The organism is Bordetella muralis (assembly GCF_054781015.1).
The window spans coordinates 299,948-312,949 of the sequence record NZ_BAAGVF010000002.1; the positions used below are offsets into that span (position 1 = coordinate 299,948).

Annotated in this window: 15 protein-coding genes; 6 read left to right on the plus strand and 9 right to left on the minus strand. The window is 58.5% G+C overall.

Annotation, left to right across the window (positions count from 1 at the left end):
- Positions 1 to 158: 158 nt before the first annotated feature.
- Entirely contained in the window at positions 159 to 830 is a 672-nt protein-coding gene (locus ACYVIT_RS03475; protein WP_415805373.1) for a GntR family transcriptional regulator, read from the plus strand.
- 106 nt (positions 831 to 936) lie between these two features.
- Here the strand turns inward: ACYVIT_RS03475 and ACYVIT_RS03480 are convergent, their stop codons facing one another.
- Positions 937 to 1,686: an SDR family NAD(P)-dependent oxidoreductase gene (locus ACYVIT_RS03480; protein ID WP_415805372.1), complete on the minus strand. Its 750-nt coding sequence runs from the start codon at positions 1,684 to 1,686 to the stop codon at positions 937 to 939.
- Between the two features lie 112 nt (positions 1,687 to 1,798).
- Here ACYVIT_RS03480 and ACYVIT_RS03485 point away from each other — a divergent pair, with 112 nt between their 5' ends.
- On the plus strand, positions 1,799 to 2,719 hold the full coding sequence (locus tag ACYVIT_RS03485; RefSeq protein WP_415805371.1) for a LysR family transcriptional regulator: 921 nt from the start codon (positions 1,799 to 1,801) through the stop codon (positions 2,717 to 2,719).
- Between the two features lie 44 nt (positions 2,720 to 2,763).
- Here the strand turns inward: ACYVIT_RS03485 and ACYVIT_RS03490 are convergent, their stop codons facing one another.
- Both ACYVIT_RS03490 and ACYVIT_RS03495 read right to left on the minus strand, forming a co-directional pair.
- The gene (locus tag ACYVIT_RS03490) at positions 2,764 to 3,516 is read right to left on the minus strand and encodes an anti-sigma factor family protein (RefSeq protein WP_415805370.1); all 753 of its coding nucleotides are present in this window, start codon (positions 3,514 to 3,516) and stop codon (positions 2,764 to 2,766) included.
- The gene (locus ACYVIT_RS03495; RefSeq protein WP_415805621.1) at positions 3,513 to 4,067 is read right to left on the minus strand and encodes a sigma-70 family RNA polymerase sigma factor; all 555 of its coding nucleotides are present in this window, start codon (positions 4,065 to 4,067) and stop codon (positions 3,513 to 3,515) included. Before ACYVIT_RS03495 ends, ACYVIT_RS03490 begins: the two co-directional genes overlap by 4 nt.
- A 236-nt stretch (positions 4,068 to 4,303) precedes the next feature.
- On the opposite strand from ACYVIT_RS03495, the gene ACYVIT_RS03500 reads away from it, so the two are divergent.
- Together ACYVIT_RS03500 and ACYVIT_RS03505 are read left to right on the plus strand one after the other, a co-directional pair.
- The gene (locus tag ACYVIT_RS03500; RefSeq protein ID WP_415805369.1) at positions 4,304 to 5,407 is read left to right on the plus strand and encodes a catalase family peroxidase; all 1,104 of its coding nucleotides are present in this window, start codon (positions 4,304 to 4,306) and stop codon (positions 5,405 to 5,407) included.
- Positions 5,404 to 5,958 (plus strand): cytochrome b, encoded by a 555-nt coding sequence (locus tag ACYVIT_RS03505; protein ID WP_415805368.1) that lies wholly within the window; start codon positions 5,404 to 5,406, stop codon positions 5,956 to 5,958. Before ACYVIT_RS03500 ends, ACYVIT_RS03505 begins: the two co-directional genes overlap by 4 nt.
- Positions 5,959 to 5,979: 21 nt before the next feature.
- On the opposite strand, the gene ACYVIT_RS03510 is transcribed toward ACYVIT_RS03505, so the two are convergent.
- From ACYVIT_RS03510 to ACYVIT_RS03520, 3 genes are read right to left on the minus strand one after another with little or no spacing between them, the layout of a single operon-like run.
- A complete protein-coding gene (locus ACYVIT_RS03510; RefSeq protein WP_415805367.1) occupies positions 5,980 to 6,351 on the minus strand; it encodes a Rap1a/Tai family immunity protein in 372 nt (123 codons plus the stop codon).
- Positions 6,344 to 6,718, minus strand: coding sequence for a DUF7079 family protein (locus ACYVIT_RS03515; RefSeq protein ID WP_415805366.1), 375 nt, complete (start codon positions 6,716 to 6,718; stop codon positions 6,344 to 6,346). Before ACYVIT_RS03515 ends, ACYVIT_RS03510 begins: the two co-directional genes overlap by 8 nt.
- Before the next feature lie 46 nt (positions 6,719 to 6,764).
- Positions 6,765 to 7,517, minus strand: coding sequence for an SDR family NAD(P)-dependent oxidoreductase (locus ACYVIT_RS03520; RefSeq protein ID WP_415805365.1), 753 nt, complete (start codon positions 7,515 to 7,517; stop codon positions 6,765 to 6,767).
- Positions 7,518 to 7,698: 181 nt separating this feature from the next.
- On the opposite strand from ACYVIT_RS03520, the gene ACYVIT_RS03525 reads away from it, so the two are divergent.
- The gene (locus ACYVIT_RS03525) at positions 7,699 to 8,679 is read left to right on the plus strand and encodes a Bug family tripartite tricarboxylate transporter substrate binding protein (protein WP_415805364.1); all 981 of its coding nucleotides are present in this window, start codon (positions 7,699 to 7,701) and stop codon (positions 8,677 to 8,679) included.
- A 32-nt stretch (positions 8,680 to 8,711) separates the two neighbouring features.
- Here the strand turns inward: ACYVIT_RS03525 and ACYVIT_RS03530 are convergent, their stop codons facing one another.
- Both ACYVIT_RS03530 and ACYVIT_RS03535 read right to left on the minus strand, forming a co-directional pair.
- On the minus strand, positions 8,712 to 9,356 hold the full coding sequence (locus ACYVIT_RS03530) for a flavin reductase family protein (protein ID WP_415805363.1): 645 nt from the start codon (positions 9,354 to 9,356) through the stop codon (positions 8,712 to 8,714).
- A gap of 37 nt (positions 9,357 to 9,393) precedes the next feature.
- Complete coding sequence (locus ACYVIT_RS03535) at positions 9,394 to 10,446, minus strand: Bug family tripartite tricarboxylate transporter substrate binding protein (protein ID WP_415805362.1); 1,053 nt, start codon at positions 10,444 to 10,446, stop codon at positions 9,394 to 9,396.
- A 265-nt stretch (positions 10,447 to 10,711) separates the two neighbouring features.
- Here ACYVIT_RS03535 and dbpA point away from each other — a divergent pair, with 265 nt between their 5' ends.
- Complete coding sequence (gene dbpA / locus ACYVIT_RS03540; RefSeq protein ID WP_415805361.1) at positions 10,712 to 12,100, plus strand: ATP-dependent RNA helicase DbpA; 1,389 nt, start codon at positions 10,712 to 10,714, stop codon at positions 12,098 to 12,100.
- Here the strand turns inward: dbpA and ACYVIT_RS03545 are convergent.
- Entirely contained in the window at positions 12,057 to 12,983 is a 927-nt protein-coding gene (locus ACYVIT_RS03545) for a LysR family transcriptional regulator (RefSeq protein WP_415805360.1), read from the minus strand. The genes dbpA and ACYVIT_RS03545 overlap by 44 nt on opposite strands.
- Positions 12,984 to 13,002 lie beyond the last annotated feature (19 nt).

Consider the following 13,002-nt stretch of genomic DNA (forward strand, 5'->3'; position numbering starts at 1 on the left):
GCAGCAACGATGGCGTCCTCCTGGCGGGGGGCCAGGGCCGTGTTCACATCGACGAGTGGGCGAGGGGTTGGTGTTTTCATGTATTTTCCGATCTCATAAATATATTTATAAATCACCTTATAATTTTTCTATATCAGTGTTTGTATGTATTCATAAACGTGAAAATCAGCGAACAAATCCGCCTGGCCATCGAGGACGACATCCGGAACGGCGTTCTTTTGCCTGGTGACGCCATAGATGAAAATGAACTGGCGGCGCAGTTCAATGTGTCGCGCACGCCCGTGCGCGAGGCGCTATTGCAGTTGAAAGTCCAAGGCATGCTGAACAGCTTGCCGCGTAACGGCATGACTGTCGCCAAAATGGACGTGCAAGAGTTGCTGGCCGTGTGGGAGCTGCTGGGCGAAATGGAGGCCGTGGCCGCCCGCATGGCTTGCCAGCGGATGACGCAGCAAGAACGTGCCGAGTTGGCACGCGTCCATGCCGAGGCGGCAGCGGTGATCGAAGCGGAAGACGCAGACGGCTGGCGGCAGGCGAATCACGACTTTCACGAGGTGCTGTACAAAGGATGCCGCAATCCGTATTTGCGCCAAGAGCTGCTACGGTTGCGCGCGCGTACTGGCGCCTATTTAAAGCATGCCTTCACCGCGGTGGGTCGTTTGCGTGAGTCGTACGATCAGCACGAGGAGTTGTTACAAGCGATTCTGGCGGGCGACGCGATGCTCGCTCAGGAAAAAATGTCGCACCACATCAGTCTGTCACAGAGCTCCAAAGGATTGGCGGATTTTCTGATCAATCTGCCTCGCTCCATGCTGACGCAGTCGGGGGATTGAGGGCTTGGCGTCTGTCACGATAGGGGAGGAGTCGTGATTGATGCTTGCAAAGATGGATTCTTGCCTGGATCTGCTTGGCCGGCGTTGATCGGCGGCGGTGTGTCGCTCAAGTCAGCGCAATACCCCCATCAACGTTCAACACAACTCCTGTGATGAAGCTCCCGTCATTACTCGCCAAGAACAATGCAGCGCGCGCCAGCTCCTCAGGCTGACCTAAACGACCTAGCGGAATCGACTGCGCAACTCCTGTCTCAAACGCTGGCCGATCAGTTGCGGCGATGCCGAGCTTCGCGAGAATCGGGGTGTCGACCGGCCCCGGGCTGATGACGTTCACTCTGATGCCGCGGTCCTTGAATTCGAGCGTCCAACTTCGTGCAAAGGCCTCAATCGCAGCCTTTGTCCCGGCATAGACGGCATGTCCTTCCAGGACCTTGCCGCTCGCTATCGAACTGGTCAACAGTATCACGCCACCGTTACGCATCACCGGTGCGATCTTCTGGACGCCAAAGAATACGGCTCGCGTATTGGTGTCGAACTGAGCGTCGTACTCCTGGACTCCGACCGCGTTTGAAGGCGTAATCGTGTTGACGCCTGCATTCGCCATATAGATGTCAGCGCCGCCAAAGCGTTCAGTTACGGCCTCCGCAACGAGGTCATGTGTCGCGAGGTCTGCCAGATCGCCAGTGACGCCCAGGGCCCTCGGCCCGAGTTCTGCCACAGCGCCGTCCACCGCGTCGCGACGGCGTCCGACGATCACTACGTATGCGCCTTCCGAGATAAAAAGCCTCGCGGTGGCCAGACCGATACCGCTGTTCCCGCCAGTGATGATGGCGACTTTGTCTGTCAATTTGTTCACGTCAAATTTTCCTTTCAAGGACGTTCCTGGGACGAATGAGACCAATGTAGTTTGGAAAAATTGGACGTAATAGTCCTACAATGGTGCTTTCATTTATGCCGGATAGTCATTAATGACGGTCGAACACTTTCACGGTCTATCCGCATTTGTCCGGTCAGTAGAGGCCGGTTCATTTACTGGCGCAGCCCGGTTGCTGGGGACCACTCCGTCCGCTGTGTCGAAAAGCATTGCCCGGCTGGAACAGCGCTTGGGCGTCCGATTGTTTCAACGCTCAACCCGCGCTTTTATTTTGACTGGTGATGGACAGGCCTATTACGAGCGCGTTGCACCGTTGGTGCGCGGGCTCGAAGAGGCCGACGAGTCGCTAAAAGCACCGAACACCGCGGCCGGGGCATTGCGGGTGAGCATGCCGGTGGATCTCGGGCGCTTGCTGCTGGAGCCCATTACCTCGCAGCTTATGCCTCAGCATCCCGCCTTGGCGCTCGATGTCAGCTTGAGCGATCGATATGTCGATCTGATCCGCGAGGGTTTTGATCTGGCGTTGAGAGTCGGCACGATAGTGGATAGTGGGTTGTACGCCCGCAAGCTGATCGATTTGCCGCTGGTGCTGGTCGCATCCCCGCAATATCTGGCGCGTCATGGTGAACCGCAAGCTGTCGCGGATCTCGGTGCGCATCGCCATGTGCGCTATCGTCTGGATGGCCAGGTGTTGCCTATCATGTTGGCCAATGGCGAGCGCGTCCCGATCGAAGGGACGTTCGACGCCGACAGCGGGCAGGCGATGCGCATCGCGGCGATCAATGGACAAGGCGTCACGCAAATCCTGAAAACGACAGTACAGGATGACCTCGACAGTGGACGACTATGTCTTGTATTGACGCACGTGCCACTCATGCCCGTTCCCCTGCAGGTCGTGCATGGATTCGGACGTCATCTGCCGATCAGGGCAAAGATTCTTATAGACTTCATTGCCTCGCATCTCGCACCATTGGCTACGTCTACGCACGCGAAATCACGCCGTCGGGGCCGCTGAGGCGTAGGCCGAGGTGTTGGCCGTCACACGAGGGCTGTCGTCGCCTAGCTGCGCACGGCGTTCGATGGTGACAGGACTTCATCCGCTGCGCCATTACCCGAAGTCACCAATGCATAGTTGTATCCCTGTCCCGACCAATACCGAGCCAGCAGATCCCCATCGCGTCGGCTGCCTTGTGGCAGAAACTGTTTACCAGGTCCTGGCGGGCGGATGTAGAACGTCGCGCGCTGTCCGGCATTGTCGTAAATCACGATCGCGGCGGGCCCTTGATCCGTCGCCAGCAGCCGAGCTGCAACCGGTTGGAAGCCGCTGGCGCTCAAATTAGGCAGGCGTTCTGCGTCAGCAAAATACTCGTCCAGCCAGCCTTGCAGATTTGCGGCATCTGCGCGCACATCGGGTTGCGGAGCATCCGCCGACGCAAACAAACGATAGGCTTGCATGGCATCCTGCATGGGCAGGGTGCGGTTGGCAACGAGCGTCGTGTCGCGCACGCTCCACCCAGTGACGCCGCCGATCGCCAGCGCCATGACCAGGCTGGCTGCCATTGCGAGACGGCGCCGTGAGCGGCTGCGCACCCGCGCGCGTACTGCCGTGGGGTCCAAGGCGGGATTGGGCGGCAGACTATCGTGGCGAGCCATCGCGCGCAGCTGCTGCGTATCGCGCTGCCAGGCGTCGAGTTCTTGAGCTTCTTCGGGATGTTCCCGCAGGTAGGCCTGCATGGTTTGCCGTTGTGCGGGATCAAGCTGCCCATCCACAAACGCGTTACGCGCCAGATCGTCGATAGAGCGTTCGTTCATTTTAGGATCCTCAGGTGGGGCGCGCCGTCCCGACCTTCATGCAAATCGCGCAACGCACTGCGCGCGCGGGACAGTCGAGACATCACGGTACCTAACGGGACATCGAACATGTCAGCGACTACTTTGTAGCTCAGGCCCTCCACACAGACCAGCCACAACAAGGTACGTTGCGCCTCGGGCAAGCGCTCGAAGGCATCCAGCGAAGCACGTGCAATGGCCGCCCGTTCCGCCGATGGCGCTGCCGCGTCGGATCCGGTGAGCCAATCGAGCAGCCGAGCATAACGGCGCGACCGCCGCTGGGAGTCCAAAAACTGGCGGTACAGAATGGTGAACAGCCAGGCGCGCACATTGCCTTCCGGACGGCGGCTGGGCCAGCGCGTCAGGGCTCTTTCCAGCGTGGATTGCACCAGGTCGTCGGACGACATGGGATCACGCGTCAGATGCAGCGCAAACCGCCGCAGCCGAGGCAATAGCTGGCGTACGACGGCATCGGACAATTCGTCCGCCTCTATCGCGTCATCATCGGAGGGTACCGCTTCGTGTATCGGCATGCGTACCGGTTGAATCATCAAATGCCTCAATAAACCCCGGTGTTCAAACCGGGGAAGAGGGCGCAGAGAGAAAGGAACGGCCAGGCTGTTCCCGTCCGGGCGCTGCGCCCGTGGCGTCAAAGACTGACAGGCTAATGTCGTGAGACGCCGCTTCCGTGAGTTTATTCCCTTGCGGAATAAATTTTCTGGGTTGCCGTCTTACAGGGGTATTCGACGCCCCAGGGGCAAGGAGTCCCATGCACCAAGGATCTGAACGCGACGCCCGGCCGCTTAATGCCCGGCAAACCTGTTTTCGCCTTGCCGCAATCGGCGCTATCGTAGTGGTTTCCGGCACGGCTTTTGCCTATGTAGGCGGCTGGCTGGACCCGGATCGTTTGACGCCGGACCGGGTGGTAGATGCGCTGGAGGCCAATAGCGGCGTTCACGCAGGCTTTCGGCGCAATCACGCAAAAGGCGTCTGTGTCGTTGGTCATTTCGAAAGCAATGGCGCGGCGCATGCCCTGTCCACGGCAGCCTTGTTCGAGCGCGGTAATACCCCGGTAGTAGGGCGGTTGGCGCTACCCGGCGGCAATCCCTATGCCCCCGACTCCAGTGTCCCTATTCGCAGCTTTGCCCTGCAGTTCACCTCACCGAATGGCGAGCAGTGGCGTACCGGGATGAATAGCATGCCGGTATTTCCGTTGGCGACACCGCAGGCGTTTTATGAACAACAGCTTGCTGCTCGTCCCGACCCCAATACGCACAAACCGGATCCAAAGCGGATGGGGGCGTTTTTCGCAGCGCATCCCGAGGCCGGGGCCTTTCTGGCGTGGGTCAAGACCGCCAAGCCATCGGCCAGCTATGCGACGGAAAGCTATTACGGCCTGAATGCTTTTTACTTTGTCGATGCGCAGGGCAAGCGGCAAGCCGTGCGCTGGCATCTGGAGCCTTTGGGTGCAGAGGCCGCACCTGCTGCTCAGCCGCAGCATGACGCCAATTACTTGCAGGGTGATCTGCAACAGCGCCTGACACAGGGACCGTTGCGCTGGCGTTTGGTCGTGACATTGGGTGCCGCAGGCGATCCTACCAACGATGCGACTAAACAGTGGCCGGCGGATCGGCCTACTGTCGACGCGGGCACAGTGGTGATAACACGCAGCGCGCCGCAGGACGACGGCCCGTGCCGTGACGTGAATTATGACCCGACCATACTGCCACGCGGTATCGCGATTTCTGACGATCCGCTGCTGCCGGCACGTTCTGCAGCCTATGCCTCGTCTTACGAGCGTCGCACCGGGGAGGGGCCACCTCAAAGCGCGCTGGCCCCATCTCATTCCAATAAACCGGAGCGCGTGCAATGAACTTTTCCGCTTATCCCATTCATCGAGCACCCGCGAAATTCAGCCTGTTTGCACGCCTGCTGCATTGGTTGATGGCCATCGGCATCGTGGCGATGTTATTTATCGGCGTAGGCATGGTGGCCTCGGTTTCGGAGCGGCATCAATGGTTGATGCAGATTCATAAACCATTGGGGCTGGCGTTGTTGGTGTTGGTATGCCTGCGGCTGAGCCGGCGGTTGATTTACGGTGTCCCGGCTCTGCCGGCGGATATTCCGGCCTGGCAACGTCTGGCTGCCTTGGCCTCACATATTCTGTTGTACGCGCTAATGTTCGCTATGCCATTGATTGGTTGGGCGATGGTGTCGGCGGGCGGGTATCCCGTGAGCGTGGGCGGCTGGCTATTGCCGTCCATTGCGCCGACCGATGCGTCGTTATTTGCTTGGTTGCGTGGTGCGCATCGGTATCTGGCGTTTTTGCTGTTTGCCACGGTGCTGCTGCATTTGGCCGCCGCCTTGTTCCACGGCTGGATACGGCGTGATGGCGTGCTGCAGTCTATGACGCGAGGCCGCTAGCGAATCTGCGCGGTGACGGTATCAGGGCTGCACGCAAGGCAGCTCTTTTTGCAAGGCCTCGCCCACGAGCGGGGCCGCATTGCCACGTAGCTGCTCGGCTGACAGCGCCGACAGATAGGTATAGACGCGATCCGCCATCTCGTGCGGCAGGATACCTGTGCTGGAGCACCAATGCTTGCCGCGAGTTTCGTCAGCCACGCCTAGGATATAGGCCTGTCCATATGTGCTGGAGAATTGACGCTGTACCTCACCTTCGTGAAATTGCGTGGGCATTTTGCCTTCCAGTGCGCGCGCCAATTCTGCGCCTGACATTGCCCAGGTACGGGCCGTGTCCGCTTGGCAAGCGGCAGCAGCACTGAATCCGAGGCAAATCGCCAGAATCCGGTTACGCATCAATATCTCTCTTCTGCTCGTGGTTCCAATCAGGTAGAAGGCGATTTTCCACCTCTTTCCAGCATCTGTCGATCTCTCTGGCAATCATGCCTCGCGGCATCGATACTGCTTTCTCGCATGGGCGTAGATGTTCCAGCAGCCACTCGTCAGGCCAGCCCGCCCATTCTCCGGCAATGCTCCTCAGATTGGCCTTCAAGACAGGAAAGACTTCGCCCCACAGAATGTTGTGAATTTCTGGGCGCGAATAACCTGTTTCCAGAACGACACGAGCGGTATGCGAAAAGGTCGCGTCGTCACTCTCGGTGTCCAGAAACAGCGTGGAAAGCGCCTGCCAGACTCTGACCCGATTCTGATCAACGGTTTGCATAGTAAATATCGGCTGAGATAGATTTCACAGACGAATTTCACAACGGTTACGTGAGATTCAGTCCTCCATCGGACAGCAGAATCTCACCGGTCAGGTAGTTGGATTCAATAAGCATTGAAACAGCCTGGGCGATGTCGGCAGGACTGGCTGCCCGACGCATTGGGGATTTGTCGCGCCATAACTGCTGTGCCTCTGTCCAATCCGCAGTCAACGGCGTATCGACTAAACCCGGGGCAATTGCGTTGACTCGAATAGCCGGGGCCAATGAAATCGCTAACAATCGAGTCATATGGTTGAGTGCTGCCTTGGTCGTTGCATAGGGAATAGAGGCGCCTTTTGGGCGGATCCCCGCGTGCGAGCTCACATTGACAACACAAGCGGGCCTGTCTCGCGTCGAGGCCGCGCGCAGCGCTGTTTCAGCCTCGGTGATCAGGCGAAACGGTGCAACCACATTGACCTCATGCAATTCGTGCCATATATCCGGTGTGGCTGCCGCCATATCGGAATGCGGAATCACGCGGCTGATTCCCGCGTTATTCACCAAGACATCAAGCCGTCCCCATGCCGTGAGAGCCTCCTGGATCAACCTGACACGGTCGGCATCAATGGTCAAATCTGCTTGTACATAAACGGCCTTGCCGAGCTCCCGGGCCAACGCGCGGCCAGTCTTTACGGAGTTGCGCGAATGCAATACGAGTGCGTAACCCTCTCGAGAAAGATGCCGTGCTATGGCCTCACCGATCCCGGAGGTCGAGCCGGTAACCAAGGCGACAGGCAGGGAGCTTTGCGTTGCTGACATTGATGAAGCCTTTAAAGGGAGGATCAAAGTAAAGCGATATAAAAAGAATATCAAGGCTGAGTTTTTAAATATTAGACACCTATCCTCGCACGGCATAGAGTCACCGAGGCAGCAAACACGACCAAAAAAAGGCAGAGGGTGCTTTCTGTGCCGTCGAGATCACGATTAAAGGAGACAAGCCATGCGTCAATGGAGACCACTCCTGTGGAGCATGCTGGGTTTGGCGTTGGCTGGCTTGGCGGCTCAAGCGCCTCACGCTGTCGCGCAGACGTTCCCAGACCGGCCCATTAAATTTGTCGTGCCGTTCGGGCCCGGCAGCGGCACTGATACCTCGGCCCGATATTTCGCGCGCCAATTGCAGGCGATCACTGGCCAGCCCGTGGTGGTCGAGAATAAACCCGGCGCCAACGGCTTTATCGCGGTCAAGAGCGTGCTTGCCGCGCCGCCCGATGGCTACACGGTATTCATTGGCAGTAACTCAACCTTGGCTGTCAATGCAGCGCTCTTTAAAGCGTTGCCCTACGATCCCGTCAAGGACTTCGCGCCGTTGACGATGATGATGCGTTCGCCCGCAATGCTGGCGGCCAGTCCCAAGGCTCCCTACAGCACGCTGCAGGAACTAGTCAGCTACGCGCGCCAAAACCCGGGCAAGGTGAATTTCGGAGCCGGCTCGGCGGGTTATCAACTGATGGGAGAGTTGTTCAACGACGTGGCAAATATAAAGACAGTACATGTACCGTTCAAAGGGGCGGGCGAGGCCATCACCGCAGTTGCGTCTGATACTGTGGGCTACACCTTTGCGGAAGTGACTGCGGTACAAGAGTTGGCTAAAAGCGGCAAGATCAGGGCGTTGGCCGTGGCCGCCGGCCAACGAGTCGGCACATCGCCTGATGTGCCAACGGCGGGAGAGGCCGGATTGCCAGGCTTTGAGGCCTACACCTGGGTCGGGGCCATGGTCAGTGCCAAGACGCCTGCCGCAGAAACAGCCAAACTGGCCGAGCTGTTCACGACGATCTCAAAGATGCAGGAAACGCGCGAATTTTATGAACGTCTGGGGGCCACGCCCATGACAGGCGGCCCAACGCAAATGCACGAGTTCCAGGAAAAAGAAATCGCATTGTGGCAGCGCATCGTTCAAAAGGCTCACGTGCCTCAACAGTGAGCCTTGCGTTGAATGAATAGGCTTCCTGCTATTCAGTGTCCTTGTGCAGGTTTGACGGCAGGGTCGTTCGATGCGCTTGGTGCATGCATCTGGAACAGGTCGCTAGTATGCGCATACCATCCAGCTCCGTGCATTCGGCCCAATAATCGCAGCGCAGGGGTGTCCACATAGAATTTCCCCGGGTTCAGCAGGGCCTCGTCGCGTAGATACATTCCTACCACGTGTGCCAGCACAATTACCCGTTGTGGCGCTGCGTCCAGAACCTGCCAGACCTTGCATTCCAGGGCAGCGGGGCTTTGCGCAATCCGTGGCGGGCTCACGATCAGGGACGGCGTTGTCGAGAGCCCCGCTCGTGTGAGTTCGTTGATTTCGGCCTCGTAGTCCAGGCTGGTGCGGTTCATCTGTTCAGCCAATTCAGCTGAAACCAGATTGATGACGAACTGTCGCGTTTCCAGAATATTGCGCGAGGTGTCTTTCAACTGTCCTGCGCGTGGACCGATACCCAGCGCGACGATAGGCGGATCGCTGCTGACCACGTTGAAAAACGAGAACGGCGCGGCGTTCAGCGAGCCTTGCGCCGACTGGCTGACCACCCAGGCAATGGGCCGTGGAACTACCACGCTGGAAAGCAGTTTGAATGCGTCGGCCGAGGTCAGTTTGTTGAAGTCGAAGTTCATGGGCGTGTTGCCTTGCGCAGCGGATAGTATGTTTTCTTCACTTTGCCAGTAGTCTCAGCTTGCTCAACAGAGTTTGCATGTTGGCATGATCATTTTGGACGTAGGCGCTCGCATCCTTTGGAGACAACGCCATCAATTCGATCGCCTGCTCCTGCATGGGGCGGCGGTATTCGGCGTCTTCGTTGACGCTGCGAACAGTGTTGCTCAGCTTTTGTACGATATCGGCCGGCGTTCCCGCGGGCGCAGCCAAGCTGTACCAGGTCGAGGACTGAGCGTCATGCACGCCACTCTCATCTAACGTGGGCACCTCAGGCAACAGCGAAGAGCGTTTATCTGCCGCGTAAGCTATAGCCACCAGCCGCCCCTGCCGGATAAATGGCAGGCTGGCCGACAAGTTCAGCATGGCCAAGTCAATCTGGCCACCGACCACGTCGTTGATGGCGGGCGATGCGCCGGGGTAGGGGATGTGATTGAGTTGCACATGCGCAGCCTGTTGAAACAGCTCGGCCCCAAGATGCGTGGCGCCGCCTACGCCCGCCGATCCATAGGTGAGCTTACCGGGTTCGGCTCTGGCGCGTGCAATCAGTTCGGACACGGTCTTGATGCCTCGTTCGGGGTTGACTACCAGCATGATGGGCTGCGCGGCCACCACTGAACAAAACGCAAAGTCTCGGACGCCGTCATACGGCGTCTTTTGCATGAGCGGTGTAACGACATGGCCCGCAGAGGTGCCTAACAGGAGGGTATAACCATCAGGTCTGGCCCGCGCGACGAAGCCCGTGCCAATCGATGCGCCGCCGCCAGGTTTGTTTTCCACGATCACCGGCTGTCCTAGCCGTTTTTCCATCGCGCGGGCCAGGCTGCGTGCGACGACGTCGGCGGGGCCGCCCGCTGCGTACGGATTGACCAAGGTGATGGGGCGATCCGGGTACGCAGCCGCCGTTGCGGGCACTGCAAGCACGACGGCAGTCGCTGCAATCAGGAATCGGATGACTGATCGCCTCGCTGTTCTCCCGGTATGGAAAAATGTAGGGACGAACCCGGTCAACGAGGCCGAAGTACGACGAACCCGCCCGTTTGTCACGCTCATGATGCGTCTCCTGATTTTTGTATGCGAAGCATCGTAGGCGCGTCGCCATGGCAGCGCTATGTCCGCAATGGCATACCTGTTTTGCGCGCGCGGGTGTTCTTGCCCAATCCCAAGGCGGACTGATTCATGTGTTTTTCTGCTTGTTTTCATGCCGGCTTGCCGATAATTCATAGCTACTGCACCGATTGATGGTCGGCCTGCCGATACAGAAAACGGTCGCAAGCGCATACACTGTCGGTCACTTCAGCTTTTTCGCCCCTTTATTGTGACCAACGCTCCATTCTCCTCTCTGCCTCTCTTGCCCGCCTTGCAGGACAACCTGCAAAGCCTGGGCTTCGAACAGATGACTCCCATCCAGGCGCAAAGCCTACCGCTCATCCTCGAGGGCCGCGATCTGATCGCACAAGCCAAGACCGGCAGCGGCAAGACGGCTGCGTTCGGCCTGGGCGTGTTACAGAAGCTGGACGTCAATCGCCTCGCTCCGCAATCGCTGGTGCTATGTCCCACCCGTGAGTTGGCGGATCAGGTCGCACAGGAACTGCGGCGCCTGGCCCGTCAGATTCCCAACGTCAAGATCCTGACCCTGTGCGGCGGCGCCGCTGCTCGCCCTCAGGCTGAGTCGCTGGCTCGCGGCGCGCATCTGGTGGTGGGTACGCCGGGCCGCATTCAGGACCATCTGGAACGCGGTAGCCTGGACTTGTCAGGACTGACGACATTGGTGCTGGACGAAGCCGATCGCATGGTAGATATGGGGTTCTACGACGACATCGTCGCCATTGCCTCGCATTGCCCGGCCAAGCGCCAGACTTTGCTGTTTTCGGCGACTTATCCCGATAACATCCGCAAGCTCAGTGCACGTTTCCTGCGTAATCCTGCGGAGGTCAAGGTCCAAGCCCAGCACGATGCCAGCCGCATTGAGCAGTTTTTCTACGAAATCGACGAGGGTGAACGGCTGGACGCTGTCGTCACGCTGCTGGCGCATTTCCGTCCAGTGTCGACGCTGGCGTTCTGCAACACCAAGATCCGCAGTCATGATCTGGTCGAACGTTTGCAGGTCGAGGGCATCAGCGCCCAGGCGCTCAACGGCGATCTGGAACAGCGGGATCGTGACGAAATCCTGATCCAGTTCGCGAACCAGAGTTGCGCCGTGCTGGTCGCGACTGATGTCGCCGCTCGTGGCCTGGATATCCAGAATCTGGGCGCCGTGATCAATGTGGATGTGACCAAGGATACCGAGGTCCACGTACACCGCATCGGCCGCAGCGGCCGTGGCGACCAGAAGGGGCTGGCCCTGAGTCTGTGTTCGCCGAACGAAATGCGTTGGGCCAACCTGATCGAGGAATATCAGGGTTCGCCGCTGAAATGGGCCGATATCAAGTCGCTGCGCGCGAAAGCCGATCGTCCCTTGCGCGCGCCCATGATTACCCTGTGCATACAGGGTGGCAAGAAAGACAAGCTGCGCCCCGGCGATTTGCTGGGCGCACTCACTGGTGATGGTGGTCTGACGTTCGAGCAGGTCGGAAAAATCAATATCACCGAGTTCAGTTCTTACGTGGCACTGGATCGTCAGATCGCGAAGCAGGCGTTTTCACGGCTTTCCAATAGCAATATCAAGGGCCGTCGATTCCGGATGCGGTTTTTGGAAGAGTTCTGATTTTCTTGTTCGAGCCCTGAAATCGAACGGCAGCCTCCGCAATACGTTGCGCCAGCAATGTCGCGACAGGTTGCCTGCGATCCGATGGGCGTTCGACCAAGCCGATTTCTCTAAAAAAAGTCGCATCGCCTAAATCGATGGCGGCGACCCCTTTCGGTATCCTGAGCGCGTCGCTCATCGGCAGCAGCGCGACTCCCACTCCCAGGCGTACGAGTTGAGCGATGGCCTGCAGCTCGTCGAGCTCGATGGTTTCTCTGACTGTGAAACGAGCGCGCCGCAAAAATTGATCAACCAGCCGTCCGCCAAACGACCCTCGGTCGTACCGGATAAATGGTTCGGTCTGCAGTAGATCTTGCCAACTGCGATCGTGCATCTTTTGAGGCGCGAGCAAGACGAACGGCTCGGCGTAGAGTTCGCGCCATTGCAAGTCTGCCGGCAATGCAAAAGGCGGTTTGAGCATCACTGCAATGTCGATCTCTCCGGAGTCAACCTGGCCCAGCAGATTGAGTGATATGCCTGGCACCATGCGAATCCGATACCCTGGATTGATTTTCCAGAATTCGGCCAGGGCCTCAGCCAGGAACGTTTCCTGCGCAGAAGCGATCGACCCGATACGGATCAATCCCGTTTTCGGGACGTCCGTATTGCGTCCAAATTTTGAGTAGACCGACATCAGCTCTTCTGCAACAGCCAGAGCCTCACGTCCATTGCTATTGAGATTGGCAGACCTGCCCGTCCGGTCAAAAAGGGGATAACCGAGTTCCTCTTCCAACCGCTGGATTTGAGCGCTGACTGCGGACTGGGTGAGGCCGATGTGAGTGGCCGCATTGGCAAACGTGCCATACCGCACCACCGCCATGAAGGTCTGTAGTTCTCGGAGCATGATGTCGTTAAATCAAAAA

Coding starts and splice junctions, on each gene's coding strand:
- ACYVIT_RS03485 (WP_415805371.1), top strand. CDS start 1,799: ATGACGGTCGAACACTTTCACGGTCTATCCGCATTTGTCCGGTCAGTA.
- ACYVIT_RS03490 (WP_415805370.1), bottom strand. CDS start 3,516: ATGAACGAACGCTCTATCGACGATCTGGCGCGTAACGCGTTTGTGGAT.
- ACYVIT_RS03495 (WP_415805621.1), bottom strand. CDS start 4,067: ATGCCGATACACGAAGCGGTACCCTCCGATGATGACGCGATAGAGGCG.
- ACYVIT_RS03500 (WP_415805369.1), top strand. CDS start 4,304: ATGCACCAAGGATCTGAACGCGACGCCCGGCCGCTTAATGCCCGGCAA.
- ACYVIT_RS03505 (WP_415805368.1), top strand. CDS start 5,404: ATGAACTTTTCCGCTTATCCCATTCATCGAGCACCCGCGAAATTCAGC.
- ACYVIT_RS03510 (WP_415805367.1), bottom strand. CDS start 6,351: ATGCGTAACCGGATTCTGGCGATTTGCCTCGGATTCAGTGCTGCTGCC.
- ACYVIT_RS03515 (WP_415805366.1), bottom strand. CDS start 6,718: ATGCAAACCGTTGATCAGAATCGGGTCAGAGTCTGGCAGGCGCTTTCC.
- ACYVIT_RS03520 (WP_415805365.1), bottom strand. CDS start 7,517: ATGTCAGCAACGCAAAGCTCCCTGCCTGTCGCCTTGGTTACCGGCTCG.
- ACYVIT_RS03525 (WP_415805364.1), top strand. CDS start 7,699: ATGCGTCAATGGAGACCACTCCTGTGGAGCATGCTGGGTTTGGCGTTG.
- ACYVIT_RS03530 (WP_415805363.1), bottom strand. CDS start 9,356: ATGAACTTCGACTTCAACAAACTGACCTCGGCCGACGCATTCAAACTG.
- ACYVIT_RS03535 (WP_415805362.1), bottom strand. CDS start 10,446: ATGAGCGTGACAAACGGGCGGGTTCGTCGTACTTCGGCCTCGTTGACC.
- ACYVIT_RS03545 (WP_415805360.1), bottom strand. CDS start 12,983: ATGCTCCGAGAACTACAGACCTTCATGGCGGTGGTGCGGTATGGCACG.